Source organism: Streptomyces sp. NPDC002209 (genome assembly GCF_042890265.1).
Taxonomy (GTDB): Bacteria; Actinomycetota; Actinomycetes; order Streptomycetales; family Streptomycetaceae; genus Streptomyces.
The window spans coordinates 213,676-229,137 of the sequence record NZ_JBIARX010000004.1; the positions used below are offsets into that span (position 1 = coordinate 213,676).

At 73.2% G+C, this 15,462-nt stretch carries 11 protein-coding genes; 6 read left to right on the forward strand and 5 right to left on the reverse strand.

The genetic code is table 11. From position 1 onward, the window contains the following. The first annotated feature begins 16 nt into the window (after positions 1 to 16). Positions 17 to 799, forward strand: a complete 783-nt coding sequence (locus ACFYXK_RS10435; protein WP_389410738.1) for a crotonase/enoyl-CoA hydratase family protein — start codon at positions 17 to 19, stop codon at positions 797 to 799. A 39-nt stretch (positions 800 to 838) separates the two neighbouring features. Here ACFYXK_RS10435 and ACFYXK_RS10440 read toward each other — a convergent pair whose 3' ends face one another. From ACFYXK_RS10440 to ACFYXK_RS10460, 5 genes are read right to left on the reverse strand one after another with little or no spacing between them, the layout of a single operon-like run. Beyond that, entirely contained in the window at positions 839 to 1,852 is a 1,014-nt protein-coding gene (locus ACFYXK_RS10440; protein ID WP_389410739.1) for an RNA ligase family protein, read from the reverse strand. A 9-nt stretch (positions 1,853 to 1,861) separates the two neighbouring features. Further along, on the reverse strand, positions 1,862 to 4,621 hold the full coding sequence (locus ACFYXK_RS10445) for a WD40 repeat domain-containing protein (RefSeq protein ID WP_389410740.1): 2,760 nt from the start codon (positions 4,619 to 4,621) through the stop codon (positions 1,862 to 1,864). 57 nt (positions 4,622 to 4,678) lie between these two features. Further along, the gene (locus ACFYXK_RS10450) at positions 4,679 to 7,045 is read right to left on the reverse strand and encodes an FtsX-like permease family protein (protein WP_389410741.1); all 2,367 of its coding nucleotides are present in this window, start codon (positions 7,043 to 7,045) and stop codon (positions 4,679 to 4,681) included. Between the two features lie 2 nt (positions 7,046 to 7,047). Beyond that, positions 7,048 to 7,851: an ABC transporter ATP-binding protein gene (locus ACFYXK_RS10455; RefSeq protein ID WP_389410742.1), complete on the reverse strand. Its 804-nt coding sequence runs from the start codon at positions 7,849 to 7,851 to the stop codon at positions 7,048 to 7,050. Then, positions 7,848 to 8,354 (reverse strand): PadR family transcriptional regulator, encoded by a 507-nt coding sequence (locus ACFYXK_RS10460; protein WP_030869259.1) that lies wholly within the window; start codon positions 8,352 to 8,354, stop codon positions 7,848 to 7,850. The genes ACFYXK_RS10455 and ACFYXK_RS10460 overlap by 4 nt, the downstream gene beginning before the upstream one ends. 167 nt (positions 8,355 to 8,521) lie before the next feature. Between ACFYXK_RS10460 and ACFYXK_RS10465 the strand changes: the two genes are divergently transcribed. The 5 genes from ACFYXK_RS10465 (at position 8,522) to ACFYXK_RS10485 (ending at position 15,430) form a co-directional block, all read left to right on the forward strand. Next, positions 8,522 to 9,796: an ABC transporter substrate-binding protein gene (locus tag ACFYXK_RS10465; RefSeq protein ID WP_389410743.1), complete on the forward strand. Its 1,275-nt coding sequence runs from the start codon at positions 8,522 to 8,524 to the stop codon at positions 9,794 to 9,796. A 250-nt stretch (positions 9,797 to 10,046) separates the two neighbouring features. Next, positions 10,047 to 11,729, forward strand: coding sequence for a glycoside hydrolase family 13 protein (locus ACFYXK_RS10470; RefSeq protein ID WP_389410744.1), 1,683 nt, complete (start codon positions 10,047 to 10,049; stop codon positions 11,727 to 11,729). A 70-nt stretch (positions 11,730 to 11,799) separates the two neighbouring features. After that, a complete protein-coding gene (locus tag ACFYXK_RS10475; RefSeq protein ID WP_389410952.1) occupies positions 11,800 to 13,134 on the forward strand; it encodes an ABC transporter substrate-binding protein in 1,335 nt (444 codons plus the stop codon). An 11-nt stretch (positions 13,135 to 13,145) separates the two neighbouring features. Then, positions 13,146 to 14,498 carry an ABC transporter permease subunit gene (locus ACFYXK_RS10480; RefSeq protein ID WP_389410745.1) on the forward strand — a complete coding sequence of 451 codons (1,353 nt, stop codon included), beginning with the start codon at positions 13,146 to 13,148 and terminating at the stop codon, positions 14,496 to 14,498. Beyond that, complete coding sequence (locus tag ACFYXK_RS10485; protein ID WP_389410746.1) at positions 14,495 to 15,430, forward strand: carbohydrate ABC transporter permease; 936 nt, start codon at positions 14,495 to 14,497, stop codon at positions 15,428 to 15,430. Before ACFYXK_RS10480 ends, ACFYXK_RS10485 begins: the two co-directional genes overlap by 4 nt. The last annotated feature ends 32 nt before the right edge of the window (positions 15,431 to 15,462 follow it).

Consider the following 15,462-nt stretch of genomic DNA (forward strand, 5'->3'; position numbering starts at 1 on the left):
AGCGGGAGGGTGCGGCATGGTGGACGAGCAGGCCTCGGTACGGGTGGAGCGGGACGGCCCCGTGTTCACGGTGATCCTGAGCAGGCCGGGGGTCCGCAACGCCGTGGACGGTCCGACGGCGGCGCAGCTCGCCGATGCCTTCCGCCGGTTCGACGCCGACGAGGACGCGGCCGTCGCCGTGCTGTGGGGCGAGGGCGGGACCTTCTGCGCGGGCGCCGACCTCAAGGCCATCGGCACCGAGCGCGGCAATCAGGTGCTCGCCGCGGGGGACGGGCCCATGGGGCCGACCCGAATGCGGCTGGGCAAGCCGGTGATCGCAGCCGTTGCGGGACACGCGGTGGCCGGAGGCCTGGAGCTGGCGCTCTGGTGCGATCTGCGGGTGGCGGAGGAGGACGCGGTCTTCGGGGTGTTCTGCCGCCGCTGGGGCGTGCCGCTGATCGACGGCGGTACGGTACGGCTGCCCCGCCTGATCGGCGAGAGCCGCGCCATGGACCTGATCCTGACGGGACGTCCGGTCACCGCCGCCGAGGCGCACGGGATCGGGCTCGCCAACCGTGTGGTGCCCGTGGGGCAGTCCCGGCAGGCCGCGGAGGCGCTGGCCCGCGAGATCGCCGCGTTTCCCCAACTGTGCCTGCGCCATGACCGGTTGTCCGTCCTGGAACAGCACGGGCTGGGCGAATCGGAGGCGCTGGCGGGAGAGTACCGGCACGGTCTGGTGCCGCTGGCCGCGGGCGAGACCCGGGCGGGGGCGGGCCGGTTCGCCTCCGGTGCGGGGCGGCACGGCGCTTTCGGGGAGTGAGGCGAAGAGCACCCCGCGCTGCGCCGGTTCCGGCGCGTGTCACCGTGCGGATCCGGTACGGCGGTCGGCCGCGTCGAAGCGGGTCAGGGACAGGGCTCCGGCGTGCAGGGCGCCCTCCAGCGCGAGCCGCATGGCGCGGTCCAGCCCGCCCAGTGCCTCTTCGGTCTCGTCCGCGGCGTCCCGGGCGATTTCGGCGGCCACCTCCCGCTTCGGGGTACGGGGCCCCAGCTTGCTCACCGCCGACGCGGCCCGGGCCGGTGTGAGCAGTCCGGTGGCGTGGGCCAGCAGCCAGCCCGGGACTCCGGCCGCGCCCTCGGCCGGCGCCCGGTAGGGGCGGGACCCGGCGAAGCGCTCGTCCTCGGCGAAGGCGGGCTGCTTGAGCTTGGCCATCGGCGGAGCGGCCGTCCATGACTCCCCGGCGGGTTTGACGACGATGCCCTCGGCGAGGTTGTCCGGCAGGGCGGGCAGCCCCAGGAGCGCGGGCAGCCGGGTCGGGAAGACCACCGGCAGCTGCCCGACCCGGGCCAGGGTGCCCCGTGCCAGCAGGGGTGCGCAGTGCAGACCGGCCGCGTCCGCCGCGGCCCGCAGCGCCTGGTCGGAGACCCAGCACAAACCGTCGTCGGTGGCGACGGTCGCGTCGAACGGCAGCCACAGCAGCTGCGGTGCGTACCAGACACCGGTCTGCACGGGCTCGGCTCCCGGCACCGGGGGTGTGTCGGGGTGCGGATAGCGGCCGCCCGCGAGTTCACCGTAGACGGTCACCGCGGCCGAGGCCGCAGCCCCGTACCGCTCCCGCAGCAGCGCGGCGCAGCGGCTCGCGGCGACCGCCAGCGCCGGCCAGATCCCGCCGACGCCGAAGAAGTCGTCCAGGCCGCCGTCCGCGAGGAGTTCACGGCGTTTGGCCGGGCGCAGGCCGGCGGCGTCGCAGACGACGGCGAAGTTGGCACCGTGGATCTTCTCCTGGGCGACCCACTCCCGCCCGCCGGTCTCGCCCAGCCGACGGCCGGCGGGGATCTTCGGGTACGGGGACCAGGGGCGGGGTTCGGCGTGCACCGGCCGATGCTAGTCCAGTGGCCGGGCGCGGGCCGGGGGATTTTCCTCCCGCAGCGCGCCGGCAGGGTGCCCGGGGTGCGCCGTCCGCCGGCTGAGCAGCGCGGCCTGCGGACCGAACGCAACCAGCAGCGCTCCGCCCGGCGCGGCGGCGAGCGCTCCGAGCTGCAGTGGGAGCACGTACTCGGTCTCCGCCTCGCAGCCGGTCGCGGGATCCCAGAACTGCACCGCCCGCTCCTGGCCGACGGCCACCACGGTCCGCCCTGCGATACCGGTGACGGCCAGGGCCCGGCCCGAGCCCGTGTGGCGTGCCGGCGCGCTGCCGATCTGCCGCCCTGCGGCCAGGTCCCACAGGCGCACGGTGTCGTCCCGGCTTCGGGTGACCGCGGCGGGCTGCCCGTCCACCACTGCGGTCGCCACCGCGGTCACCCAGTCGGTGTGTCCGGTCAGGGGCTCGCCGATCTGCTGTCCGGTGGCGAGGTCCCACACGCGGACCGTCCGGTCCCAGCTCCCCGTGACCGCGACGGGCCGTCCCGCCAGCTCGGTGGTGGCCACGGCCAGGATCCTGCTGGTGTGACCGACGAGGGGTTCGCCGACCTGGCGGCCGGTGGCGAGGTCCCAGATGCCCACGGTCCGGTCGGAGCCTGCGGTGACGGCGACGGGCCGGCCGTCGAGCACGGCGGTGTCCAGGGCCAGCACCCTGCCGTGGTGGCTGGGGAAAGGCTGATGGAGGTACCGGCCGTCCCGCAAGTCCCGGACGTGCACCCTGGCGTCCGGCGACGCGGTGACGACGACGACCCGGCCGTCCACCACTGCGGTGGCCAGCGTGGACACTTCGCCTTCGAAGCCCGTCAGGGCCGGGGCGGCCTGCCGCCCGGTGGCCGGGTCCCAGGCCCGCACTGCCTGGTCGGCGCCCGCCGTCACGGTGACGGGCCGTCCTTCGAGCACAGCGGTGGCGACCGCCAGGACCGGACCGGTGTCCCCCGCCACGGGTCGGCCGGCCTGCAGGGTGCCGGTGAGGTCCCAGGTCTTCACCGTGTGGTCCGCGCCCGCGGTGACGGCCACGGGTCGCCCGTCCACGACCGCGGTGGCCACGTCCCAGACCTGGCCCGTGTGGCCGCCGAGCGGCGCCCCCTCCTGCTGCCGGGTCGTCATGTCCCACACCCGTACCGTCCGGTCGAGGCCGGCGGTGACGGCGAGAGTGCGCTGATCGGTGTTCGCGACGGCCACGGCCCAGACGCGATCGGTGTGGCCCTCGAGCGGCCCGCCCACGGGCTGCCCGGTGGACGCGTCCCGTACCCGTACCAGGCCGTCGTCCTCAGCGGTGAGGGTGACCGGTTGCCCGTCGAGCACCACGCTCTGCGCGGCACCGGTCGGGCCAGCCGGGCCGGTGCTGCTGCCCAGGTGCGACCGGCTGTCGCGATGGCCGGTGATCAGCTCCCAGACGCGTGCTTCCCGGTCGGCCCCGACGGCGGGCGCGAGGGGCCGTCCGCCCGGCACGAGGGTCTCCACGACACGTACGCCGTCCGCCCGTCGAGGGCCGGTGGCCAGGTCCCAGATGCGCAGGGTCCCGTCGGCACCGGCGACGAGCGCGACGCGCCGGTCTCCGATCACGGCGGTCTCCGCCCCGCGCGTGGCTGCGCCGATCCTGTGACCGGTCGTCACGTCCTCGAGGAACGTCTCCTCTCCGGTGTCGACCGTGACGGCGACCACCCGCCCGTCCAGCACCGTCACCGCGGAGACGTACGGTATGTCCTCTGCGTCCGGACCCTCCAGGTCCGCAGGCGCGGTCCGGGGGTCGTCGACAGGGGCGCCGGTGGTCAGGTCCCACAGCCGTGGCGTCCGGTCCGCCCCCTCGGTGAGTGCGAGAGAGCGCCCGTCGAGCGATGCGGCGCCCACCACGTCCCGGGACTCCCCCACCTGGCGGCCGGTGGCCACGTCCCACGCACGGATCGCCCCGTCCGATGCGGCAGTGAGCACCACGCGGCGCCCGTCCAGCACCGCCGTGGCCGTCACGTGCGCGAATGCGCCGACCTGGCGGCCCGTTGCCGTGTCCCACAGGCACGCGGTCCGGTCCACCCCGATCGTGAGAACGGTGCTGCGACCGTCCACCGTCGTGCTCTCCAGCACGCGGACGAACTCCCCGGCCTGACGGCCGGTCGCCAGGTCGAACAGGAGCACCGACGTGTCGGTGTTCAGCGTGACGGCCACGGGGTGCCAGCCGTCGACCACCGCCGTGGCCACGGATACGACTTCTGCCGTCGCGGACGACACCGGGTCGGTGCGGCCGGTCACCGGCTCGTGGAGTGGGCGGCCCGTGGCCAGGTCCCACATGCGCACGGTCTTGTCCCGGCTGCCCGTGACGGCGACGGGCCGGCCGTCGACCTCCGCCGTCGCCACGGCCATGACCGGGCCGTCGTGACCGGTCAGGGAGCGCAGCAGCCGATGGTCCGCCGGAGAGCCGCCGGTCCAGTCCACCGTCCACTGCGCGGGGGGTTCCCCGGCCACCTCGGCAGCGGCAAGCCACGCGGCCACGTCGAGGTCACCCAGCCGGGCCGCGTCCAGAGCCAGTGCCTGGCGGCGGCGGGCGGCGTCGTGGTGCCGGTGCACGTCCGCGGAAGACCGGTACACCGCAGCCACGAACCGGGCGCGCGAACCGCGCGCCCGGTCCAACAGCCCCAGGACCCGCTCGGGTTCGGCGGAGACGAGACGCCCCGGATCCGCGAACAACTCGTCCACGTCGCAGGGCAGGCCCTCTGAAGACTCGATCATGGCCCGAAGACTAGTGGCGGGCTCTGACACCCACCCCCGGGCGCCGTGGCCCCAGGCTCAGAGCGTCTCGCTCAGGGAGTCCGCCAGCCTGCGCCGGGCCGTCCGTGTCGCCGGTACCAGCGCCGCCACCACCGCGCCCAGCACCGCCCCGGCGACCACCGTCAACAGCACCGGAAGCGAAGGCAGCTGGGCGATTCCGGCGCCGATCCCGCTCGACGCGCCCTGGGTGTCCACCAGCCAGCTGCCGGACAGCGCCCCCACCGTCGTCCCCACCACGGCGGATGCCAGCGCGGTCAGTCCGGCCGCGGTCACGATCATCGCGCCGATCTGCCGGGGCGTCAGCCCGATCGCCTTCAGGGCGAGCAGGTCCCGCCCGCGGTCGCGTACGCCCGTACTGATCAGTGTCAGCAGTTCGATCAGCCCGATCAGCGCCAGCACCGCGATCAGGGCGGCGATCACCCCGCGCGCCGGCTCCAGCCGGTCCACCGGGTTGGGCGTCTCACGGACCTCCAGCGTTCCCCCCGCCGCCGCGGCGAGCTCGGCGCTCACCGCCCGCGGGTCCGCGCCCTTGCGCAGCACCAGTGCGTGGAAGTCGGGCCGCAGCCCCGGATCACGCTCCCGCAGTGCGTCGATGGTCGTGGTGATCACCCGGCCCCCGGATTCGGGTTCGATGGTGCGGCCGACGAGGTGCAGGATCTGTGGCCGTCCCTCGACGGTCATCCGCACCCAGGCGCCGACCCGCACCCCGAGGAGGTCGAGCAGCCCCTGCCCGGCCACTGCCTCGTCCGGACCGCCGACCGTGCGTCCCTCCACCACCTTGGAGGGGTACGGGTCGCGGGCCGTGCCCAGCCCGCGGAGCGTGATGGTGCCGGTCTGCCCCGGTACGAGCGCCGCCATCTCGGCGCCCGGATGGACGGCGGCGATGCCGGGGACCGCCGCGAGGGTCTTGTCCAGGTCCGCGTCGGACGACCCGGCGGTCTGTTCGGACCGTACGGTCAGCGCCGCGGGCAGTCCCATCTGCGCGGGCCGGCTGCGGAACTGGTCCAGGGTCGACCAGGCGACGAGCGCCACCGTCACGAGGACCAGCGGCAGGGCGAGCCGGGCCACGGAAACGAGGGTCCGGCCGCGGCGCGGGAACGCCGCCCGCCACCCCAGGACCAGCGCGGGAGGCACCCGTACCCCGAGGGCCCGCCGGCCGAGCGCGGTCATCGGCGCGGCGGACGGCAGCGCCGCGCGGGCCACCGGCACCGGCGGCACCCGTCCGGCCCGCCAGGCCGAGAGCCCGGTGGCGGCCGCGATCAGCAGCACCGCGCCGCAGGGGACGCCGATCATGAGGGCGGTGTGGCCGGGGAGGTCCTGCCAGACGGCCGCCGCCTCCCCGATCCGCCCGGGGATCCGGGCACCGAGCAGGGCGATCGCCGCCGTGCCGAGGGCCACGCCGAGCAGCGCGAAGGCCAGATGCTGCACGAGGAAGCCGCGGGTCACCTGGCCAGGGGTGAAGCCGACGGCCTTGAGCACGGCGATGTCCCTGAGCTGGCCGCGCACCCGGGCGCCGATCGCACCGGCTGCGGCGAGCGCCGCCGCGAGCAGCGCTCCGAGGCCGAAGACGGCGAACATCTGGCCGAGGAGCCGGTCGTCGCCGCCCGCCTCGGCCCGCGCCTGCTGCCATTTGGTGACCTGCGCCACCCGGTCGGCGCCGAGGACGGTCACGGCGCGCTGGACGATGAAGTCGGTGTCGTCCGGATCCTCCAGGCGCAGGCCCACGCTCTGCCCGGTGTCCCCGTGGGCGATCCCGTCGAGGGTGCCGGCGAGCACCCAGCCGATGCCGGGTCCGCCGCCCGGGTGGTAGCGGGGCTCGGCCACCTCGGCGATCCCGCTCACCTGCAGTACGTGCGGTGCGCCGTCCGGCCCGGTGACCCGTACGGTGTCGCCGGGCTCGGCCCAGAGCGCCCGTGCGACCGAGGACTCCAGCACGACGGCGCCGGTGCCGGTGCCGGTGCCGGTGCCGCCCCCGGTGCCGCTGTCGCCGCGTACGCCGTCGTCCGGCCGGGGGAGCCAGCTGCCGGCGGTGACGAGCGGCCGGCCCGTCTCCGGTGGCGCCGCCTGGGCCGCGCGCAGCGTCACGCCGACCCGCGCGCCGCGCGACTCGACCGTCGTCGCCGCGGTGCGGTACGGCCCGGAGAGGGCTGCGACCCCGTCCACGCCGGACAGGGCGTCCATGTCCGCCCCGGCGCGGGTCTGCAGCCAGATGTGCGCGCCGTGGGACTGGTTGAAGATCCGCTGCCAGGGGTTCGCGGCGTAGCTGAACAGTGCGCCGGCGAGCAGGAGCGAGGCGATGATCCCGGCGCTGGCCAGCACGACGAAGAGGGCTTCGCCGCGGTGTGCCCGGAAGTCGGCGTGTGCCCAGCGCAGAGTGGCCCGCACGGTCACCGCTTCGGTTCCGGGTCCAGGTCCAGTACGCCGGACACGCCGCGGGCGGGCCCGCGCCGCCCGCCGCCGTCGAGCTGTGCGTCGTCGGCTATGCGCCCGTCGAAGAAGCTGATGACGCGGTCGGCGGCGCTGGCCATCCGGGCGTCGTGGGTGACCATCATGATCGTCTGGCCGCGCTGGTGGAACCGGGAGAGCAGCCGCAGCACCTCGCGGGTGCCCTTGCTGTCGAGGCTGCCGGCCGGTTCGTCGGCGAGCAGCAGCGTGGGGTGGTTGACCAGGGCGCGGGCGAGCGCCACCCGCTGCTGTTCGCCGCCGGACAGCTCGCCGGGCATCGAGCGCTCGCGGCCTTCGAGGCCGAGTTCGGCGAGCAGTTCGGCGCGGGATGCGCGGGCGGCCTTCGGGGAGGCGCCGGCGAGCAGGGCGGGCAGTTCGACGTTGTCGGCCACGGTGAGGTTGGAGACGAGGTTGAAGAACTGGAAGACGACGCCGATGCTGCGGCGCCTGAGGACCGCCCAGCGGGCCTCGCGGTACTCGTCGACCCGCTCTCCGCCGAGCCACAGCTTCCCGCTGTCGGGCCGCTGGAGGCCGCCGATCAGGTGCAGCAGCGTGGACTTGCCGGCTCCCGACGGCCCGGTGACCGCGACGAACTCGCCCGGCTGGACGGACAGGTCCACCCCGCGCACGGCATGCACCGGCACTCCCTCGCCGTGGTGCGTCTTGGTCAGGCCCTCGGCGCGCACGATGGGCTCACCGGGCACGGCAGGAGCGGTGGTGGCGTCGGTGGTGGCGTCGTCGCTCATTCCAGCTCCTCCTGACAGCGTTCCAGCCAGTCGAGGTCGGCCTGCAGGTGCAGCATGGCGCCCTCGATCAGCAGTTGGGAGATCTTGTTGTCGCGGTCCTCGGCCGCCGCCAGCTTGGACAGGTCCCGCATGGTGTTGAGGTACTGCCGCCGCTGCTTGTTGATCAGCGCGATCGGATCGGCCAGACCCGACTGTGGTGCGAGTGCGAGCTTCATGAAGAACTCGTCCCGTACCCGGGGCTCCTCGGCGGTCTCCTCGAACCAGGCCAGCACGGCCTCGCGCCCGGCGTCCGTCAGCCTGTACGTGCGCTTGTTGGGCCGGCCCGACTGCTCGACGTCCTCGCCCTCGATGAGGCCGCTCTTCTCCAGCCTTCCGAGGGTGACGTAGATCTGGCCGACGTTGGGCTGAGGGTACGCGGCGCCCAGGAGCTTCTCAAGGTCCTGCTTCAGCTCGTAACCGTGCGCAGGGCTACGGGTGAGGAGCGCAAGGAGCGCCAGCCGCACTCGCTCCCCCTCCTTCCCGCTCCGTAGTCAACGGTTCACTCGGCAGCGGACCGGTGCAGCCGCCGTACGCCTCGTCTGCCTGGACGTCTAGTATCGCCCATGCCTAACGGGTATATATAGGCCACGATGGTCGGCAGCGCAGCCGGATCGTGCACTGGGAGGAATCTATGCGGTGGATGCGTGCCGCGGGTAGAGCTCTCCTGGTGGGGGCGGTGGTGCTGGCTGGCTACGCCGGTTTCGGTGCGAACGCCGGCGCGAGCCTGGCCGCGGAGGGCCGCGGTCCCCTGACGCTCGTGACGGCGGGCGATCTGACCGACTACCTCTCCCCGCTCCTCGACGACTGGAACGACGGCCATCCCGACGAGCGGGTCTCGCTCGTCGAGCTGCCCGATTCGGCGGACGAGACCCGGGCCCAGATGATCAGCGAACTGCGGTCGGGCCGCGACCGGTTCGACGTGCTGAACATCGACGTCGCCTGGACGTCCGAGTTCGCGGCGGCCGGCTGGATCTCCCCGCTCGAGCGCGACCGCTTCCCCCTGGACGCCTTCCTGCGTCCGGTCGTCGACACCGCGACCTTCGACGGCCGGCTGTACGCGGTCCCGTACGTCACGAACGCGGGACTGCTCTACTACCGCAAGGACATCCTGGAGCGGGAGGGCGAGCAACCGCCGCGCACCTGGGCCGAGCTGGTGCGCCAGGCGCGCACGATCGCCCCGAAGTACGGACTGGACGGCTACGCCGGCCAGTTCCTGCCGTACGAGGGGCTCACCGTCAACGTCACCGAGGCCGTGCAGTCGGCGGGCGGTTCGATCCTGCGCGACGACGGCGCGCGGGTGACGGTGGACTCCGATGCGGCGCGCACCGGACTGCGGTTCCTCGCGGACGGGGTCCGGGAGGGCTGGATCTCGCGCGAGGCGCTCGGATACAAGGAGGAGGAGTCGCGGCGGGCGTTCCAGGACGGCCGGCTGCTCTTCCTGCGGAACTGGCCGTACGTGTACGCGGACGCCGGCGCGAGCGGTTCCAAGGTCGCGGGCAGGTTCGGCGCCGTGCCCCTGCCCGGACCCGACGGGCCCGGCACCAGCGTGCTGGGCGGCTCCAACCTCGCCGTGAGCAGCCATGCGCGGCATCCGGCGTCGGCGGCCGATCTGATCTCCTACCTCACCAGCGAGCGGGTCCAGCGGCAGGTGCTCACCGAGGGCTCGCTGCCACCGGTACGCGCGGCGCTGTACGAGGACCCCGAGCTGATCCGCGCGTATCCGTACCTGCCCACGCTCCGCCAGAGCCTGCTGTCGGCGGTGCCCCGCCCGAAGAGCCCGCGCTACGACCAGGTGAGCCTCGCCGTGCAGGCCGTGGCACAGGACGTGATGGCGCAGCGCCAGACGGCCGAGCAGGCGGCGGCGCGGCTCGCGCGCGAGCTCGGGCCGCTGTCGCGCAAGGACTGATCGCACCACTCCGCCTCTCTCCGCTCCGCGACACTCCCGGACACTCCCGGACACCCCCCGAGGGCCTCTACTTACATGTTAAGTAGAGGCCCTTCGTTGTGCATGTGAGCATTTCGGCACAAACCACCCCAGCTTTTCGCTGTTTCTGGACACATCGTTGACACCTTCCAGTCGCTGCTACTTAACATGCATGCATAACAGCGCACCGATCCGGGGCGCTCTCGCATTCAGCAGAACAGGTCGACGCGAGATGCTCAGCACCCTTCCGGCCGACACCGGCCACCCCTCCCGCACCACCGCCACCCCTGCCCCCTGGTGGCGCGACGCGGTGATCTACCAGGTCTACGTCCGCAGCTTCCTCGACAGCACCGGGGACGGCATCGGCGACCTGGCCGGCGTCCGGGCCGGGCTCCCCTATCTGAGGAAGCTCGGTGTCGACGGCATCTGGCTCAGCCCCTTCTACCCGTCGCCGCAGCACGACCACGGCTACGACGTCGCCGACTACTGCGGTGTCGACCCCGTATACGGCGACCTCGCCGAGTTCGACCGGTTGGTGGCCGACGCCCGCCGGCTCGGGCTCAAGCTGCTGCTCGACATCGTCCCCAACCACTGTTCGAGCGAGCACCCGTGGTTCCGCGCCGCGCTCGCCGCAGCGCCGGGCAGCGCACCGCGCTCCCGTTTCCACTTCGCGCCCGGCCGCGGCCCGGACGGGGCCGAGCCGCCCAACAACTGGCGCGCCATGTTCGGCGGTCCCGCCTGGAGCCGGACCACCGAGCCCGACGGCACCCCGGGCGAGTGGTACCTGCACCTCTTCACGCCCGAGCAGCCCGACCTGAACTGGCGCAACCCGGCCGTGGGCGACGACTTCGAGCAGGTGCTGCGCTTCTGGCTGGACCGCGGTGTCGACGGCTTCCGCATCGACGTCGCCGCCGGACTGTTCAAGCACCCCGAGCTGCCCGATACGGACGACCCCGGAGCCGACGAGCGCGCCCGCGACGCCGTCAACCAGCTGGCCTGGAACCAGCCCGAGGTGCACGACGTGTGGCGCCGCTGGCGCTCGGTGTGCGAGGAGTACACCGCCCGGGACGGCCACGAGCGACTGCTGGTCGGCGAGGTGTCCGTGCCCACCGCGCGCGAACACGCCGCCTACGTCCGCCCCGACGAGCTGCACCAGGCGTTCTTCTTCGACCTGCTCAGCGCTCCCTGGGACGCCGACGCCTTCCGCTCGACCATCACCGAGGCGATACGCGACATCGCCGGCACCGGCTCCACCGTCACCTGGGTGCTCAACAACCACGATCAGGTGCGCACGGTCACCCGGTACGCCGGCGAGCCCGGGGTGGGGGGCAGCGGACTGGGGGCCGCCCGGGCCCGCGCCGCCGCCCTGCTGATGCTCGCGCTGCCCGGCGCCGCGTACGTCTACCAGGGCGAGGAGCTCGGCCTTCCCGAGGTGCTCGATCTGCCGGACGAGGTCCTCACCGACCCGATCTTCCACCGTACCGGCAGCCGCAAGCACGTCCGGGACGGCTGCCGCGTGCCGCTGCCCTGGTCGGGACACGCCTCCCCGTTCGGCTTCAGCCAGGGCGTGGCCGACGCCAGACCGTGGCTGCCGCAGCCCGAGTGGTTCGCCGAGCACGCCACCGACCGTGCCCTGGCCGACACCCGTTCCTTCTGGCACCTCTACCGCGACGGCCTCCAGCTGCGGCGCAGCCTGCCGCAGCTGGGCGAGGGCGCCCTGCGCTGGCTGGACGCACCCCCGCAGGTGCTGGCGATCGCCCGCGGCGACGGCCTGATCTGCGCGGTCAACTTCGGCACGGAGCCGGTGCCCGCGCCGGTCGCCGGGACCCCGCTGCTCGCGAGCGGGCCCTGTCCCGAGGGTGTGCTCCCCGCGGCGACCGCCGCCTGGTGGACGGCCGAGTGCCCGACCCCCTGACCCCACCTGACCGCTTTCCCACCCCCGACCTCCCCGACGTCCCATCTGCCGACCTCCAGGAATGGACCCCATCATGCGACGACCCGGCAAGACGACCCTGCGCACCGCTGCCACCGCATCCGCGGCCCTCGCCCTCGCCCTCGGTGCCACCGCCTGCGGCGGCACCACCGGCCCCGCGAGCGGCGGTGAGCTGAGCGGCCAGACCGTGACCGTGGCCGGTGTCTGGACCGGCAGCGAGCAGAAGAACTTCAAGAAGGTCCTGGACGCCTTCACCGAGAAGACCGGCGCCAAGACGGTCTTCGTCCCCTCCGGCGACAACGTCTCCACGTTCGTCGGAAGCAAGATCGAGGGCGGCAACGCACCCGACGTGGTGATGGTTCCCCAGGTGGGCGTGCTCCGGCAGTTCGCCAAGGAGGGCTGGCTCCTCCCCCTGTCCGACCAGGCCGCCAAGACGGCCGGCGACTCCCTCGCCCCGGTGTGGGAGAACTACGGCAGCGTCGACGGCAAGTACTACGGCCTGTACTTCAAGGCCGCCCACAAGTCGACCGTCTGGTACGCCCCCGAAGCCTTCGCCCAGGCCGGTGTCAGCGAGCCCAAGAGCTACGCCGACCTGCTGAAGGCCGGCCGTACGCTCGCCGACTCCGGCCGCCCGGCCTTCGCCATAGCCGGCGAGGACGGCTGGACCCTCACCGACTGGTTCGAGAACATCTACCTCTCGCAGGCCGGGCCGGAGAAGTACGACCAGCTCGCCCAGCACAAGATCAAGTGGACCGACGACAGCGTCGTCAAGGCGCTGACCACCCTCGGTGAACTGTTCAAGGACAAGCAGCTCGTCGCCGGCGGCGCCCAGAGCGCGCTCGGCACCGACTTCCCCTCGTCGGTCGAGCAGGTCTTCGGCCCCCAGCCCAAGGCGGGCATGGTCTACGAGGGCGACTTCGTCGGCGGGGTCGCCAAGGACCAGTTCGGCAAGAAGCTCGGGGAGGACGCCAAGTTCTTCCCCTTCCCCGCGGTCGACGGCGGCACGACGCCGGTGGTCAGCGGCGGTGACGCGGCCGTCGTCCTCAAGGACGCCAAGAACAACAAGGCCGGCATGAAGCTGGTCGAATTCCTGGCCGGCCCCGAGGCGGCCGAGGTCTGGGCCGGCGCGGGCGGCTTCCTGTCCCCGAACACGCAGGTCGACCTCGCCGCGTACGGCGACGACACCACCCGCAGCACCGCCAAGTCGCTGGTCGCGGCGGGCAACTCGGTCCGCTTCGACATGTCGGACCAGGCCCCGGCCGCGTTCGGCGGCACCAAGGGCGCGGGCGAATGGAAGCTCCTCCAGGACTTCCTGCGCGACCCGTCCAACCCCCAGGGCACGGCCGCGGAGCTCGAGGCCGCCGCCGCCAAGGCGTACGGGAACTGAGGCGGCCCACCATGGCTGACACCCTGACCGCTCCCACCCGGAGCTCCGCCCGCGCCGCGGCGAACCCGCGGCGCCGGGCCCAGCGAAGGAAACGCCGCCTCGCGATCGCCTTCGTACTGCCCGCCCTGCTGCTGCTCGGCGCGCTGGTCGTCTACCCGGTCGTCTTCTCCTTCGGCCGCAGTCTCTTCGACGCCAGCGGCGACCGGTTCGTCGGCGCCGGGAACTACGCGGCGATCATCGAAGACCCGGCCACCCTCAAGGCGATCCGCAACAGCACCATCTGGGTCGTCGTCGCCCCTCTCCTGCTGACCGGACTCGGGCTGATGCTCGCCGTGCTCACCGAGAAGGTGCGCTGGGCAACCGCGTTCAAGCTGGTGCTCTTCCTGCCGATGGCCGTGTCGTTCCTCGCCGCGGGCATCGTCTTCCGGCTCGCCTACGAGCAGGACCCGAACCGGGGCGTGCTCAACGCGGTCGTCGTCGGCGTCCACGACACCTTCGACGACACCGCCGCCTATCCGACGGCCCGTGCCCGCGAGGGCCAGGGCCTGACCGGCAGGGCGGGCGGACCGTACAGCACCGGGCAGACCGTGCGTCCCGGCGGTACGGTCACCCTCGGATTCGTCGGGGTGGCACCCGACGCGATACCCGCCGGCGCGAAGGCCGCCGCTGCCGCGACGCCCGGCGCGGACGGAATCGGGGGCGTGGTCTACCTCGACTTCGCCCCCGGCGGCGTCGGCACACCGGGCAGGGTCGACCCGGGCGAGAAGGGCCTGCCCGGCATGACGGTCGAGGCCGTAGGGGACGACGGCCGGGTCGCCGCGACCACGACCGCCTCCGCCGACGGGTCGTTCCGCTTCACCGGGCTGGCCGACGGCGCGTACACCGTACGGCTTCCCGCGGCCAACTTCGCGGCGCCCTACCAGGGCGTGAACTGGCTCGGCCCGGCGCTGGTGACGCCGGCCATCATCGGTGCGTACCTGTGGGTGTGGACCGGTTTCGCGATGGTCCTGATCGGCGCCGGGCTCGCGGCGATCCCGCGCGATGCGCTGGAGGCCGCGCGGATGGACGGGGCCAGCGAGGGCCAGATCTTCCGCAGGATCACCGTGCCGCTGCTCGCGCCCGTGCTCACCGTGGTGTTCGTGACCCTGGTGATCAACGTGATGAAGGTCTTCGACCTCGTCTACATCATTGCGCCGGGGCCGGTCCAGGAGGAAGCGAACGTACTCGCCACGCGGATGTGGCTGGTCTCCTTCGGCGGCGGCAACGACCAGGGGCTCGGCAGCGCGCTGAGCGTGGTGCTCCTGTTGCTGGTGGTACCGGCGATGGTCTTCAACATCCGGCGTTTCCGAAGGAGCGGAGCATGAGCAGCCACAGCACCATCGAGCGCCGGCGGTCCCGGCGGGCGACACCGCCGGTGAGGCCCGTCCCGGGCCCGTCCACGCCGGGACCGCGTCGCGGGAGCCGGCTGTCGCGCCTGCTGGGCAGCTCGGTCGTCCAGGGCCTGCTGATCCTGGTCGCCCTGGTGTGGATCACCCCGCTGGCGGGCCTGTTCCTGTCGTCGATGCGCTCCGAGCGGGACAACGCCTCCGACGGCTGGTGGACCGCGCTGACCGACCCGTCCCAGCTGTCCTTCGACAACTACGGTGCCCTGCTGAAGGACTCCGGCATCGCGGCGGCCTTCGGGAACACGGTCCTGATCTCGGTTCCCACCACCGCCCTGGTGGTCGGCATCGCAGCCCTCGCGGGATACGCCTTCGCCTGGCTGGACTTCCCCGGCCGGGACGGCATCTTCCTCGTGGTCGTCGGGCTGCTGGTGGTCCCCGTGCAGATCGGCCTGCTGCCCGTGGCCAAACTCTTCGGCGCGGTGGGACTGTTCGGCACGATCACCGGAGTGGTCCTCTTCCACGTCGCGTACGGGCTGCCGTTCGCGGTCTTCCTCCTGCGCAACTACTTCGCCGAGATACCGCGCGAGATGCTGGAAGCCGCCCGGATGGACGGCGGCAGCGAGTGGCGCATCTTCTCGCGGCTCGTGCTGCCGCTGGGCCGGCCGGCCATCGCGAGCCTGGCCATCTTCCAGTTCCTCTGGGTCTGGAACGACATGCTCGTGGCGCTGCTCTTCGCGGACAGCGGGTCCCAGCCGCTCACGGTCGCACTGCAGTCCCAGATGCGGCAGTTCGGGAGCAACATCGGCGTCCTCGCGCCGGGTGCGTTCCTGTCGCTGGTGGTTCCGCTCGTGGTCTTCTTCGCCTTCCAGCGGCACTTCGTCCAAGGCGTGATGGCCGGCTCGGTGAAGTGACGGTTCGGCGAGCCGGCCCCCGGCATCCGCGC

Excerpts from the sequence above, each read along its gene's own strand:
- ACFYXK_RS10455 (WP_389410742.1), bottom strand. The coding sequence starts at position 7,851 with ATGAGCGACGACGCCACCACCGACGCCACCACCGCTCCTGCCGTGCCC.
- ACFYXK_RS10445 (WP_389410740.1), bottom strand. The coding sequence starts at position 4,621 with ATGATCGAGTCTTCAGAGGGCCTGCCCTGCGACGTGGACGAGTTGTTC.
- ACFYXK_RS10485 (WP_389410746.1), top strand. The coding sequence starts at position 14,495 with ATGAGCAGCCACAGCACCATCGAGCGCCGGCGGTCCCGGCGGGCGACA.
- ACFYXK_RS10470 (WP_389410744.1), top strand. The coding sequence starts at position 10,047 with ATGCTCAGCACCCTTCCGGCCGACACCGGCCACCCCTCCCGCACCACC.
- ACFYXK_RS10465 (WP_389410743.1), top strand. The coding sequence starts at position 8,522 with ATGCGGTGGATGCGTGCCGCGGGTAGAGCTCTCCTGGTGGGGGCGGTG.
- ACFYXK_RS10435 (WP_389410738.1), top strand. The coding sequence starts at position 17 with ATGGTGGACGAGCAGGCCTCGGTACGGGTGGAGCGGGACGGCCCCGTG.
- ACFYXK_RS10480 (WP_389410745.1), top strand. The coding sequence starts at position 13,146 with ATGGCTGACACCCTGACCGCTCCCACCCGGAGCTCCGCCCGCGCCGCG.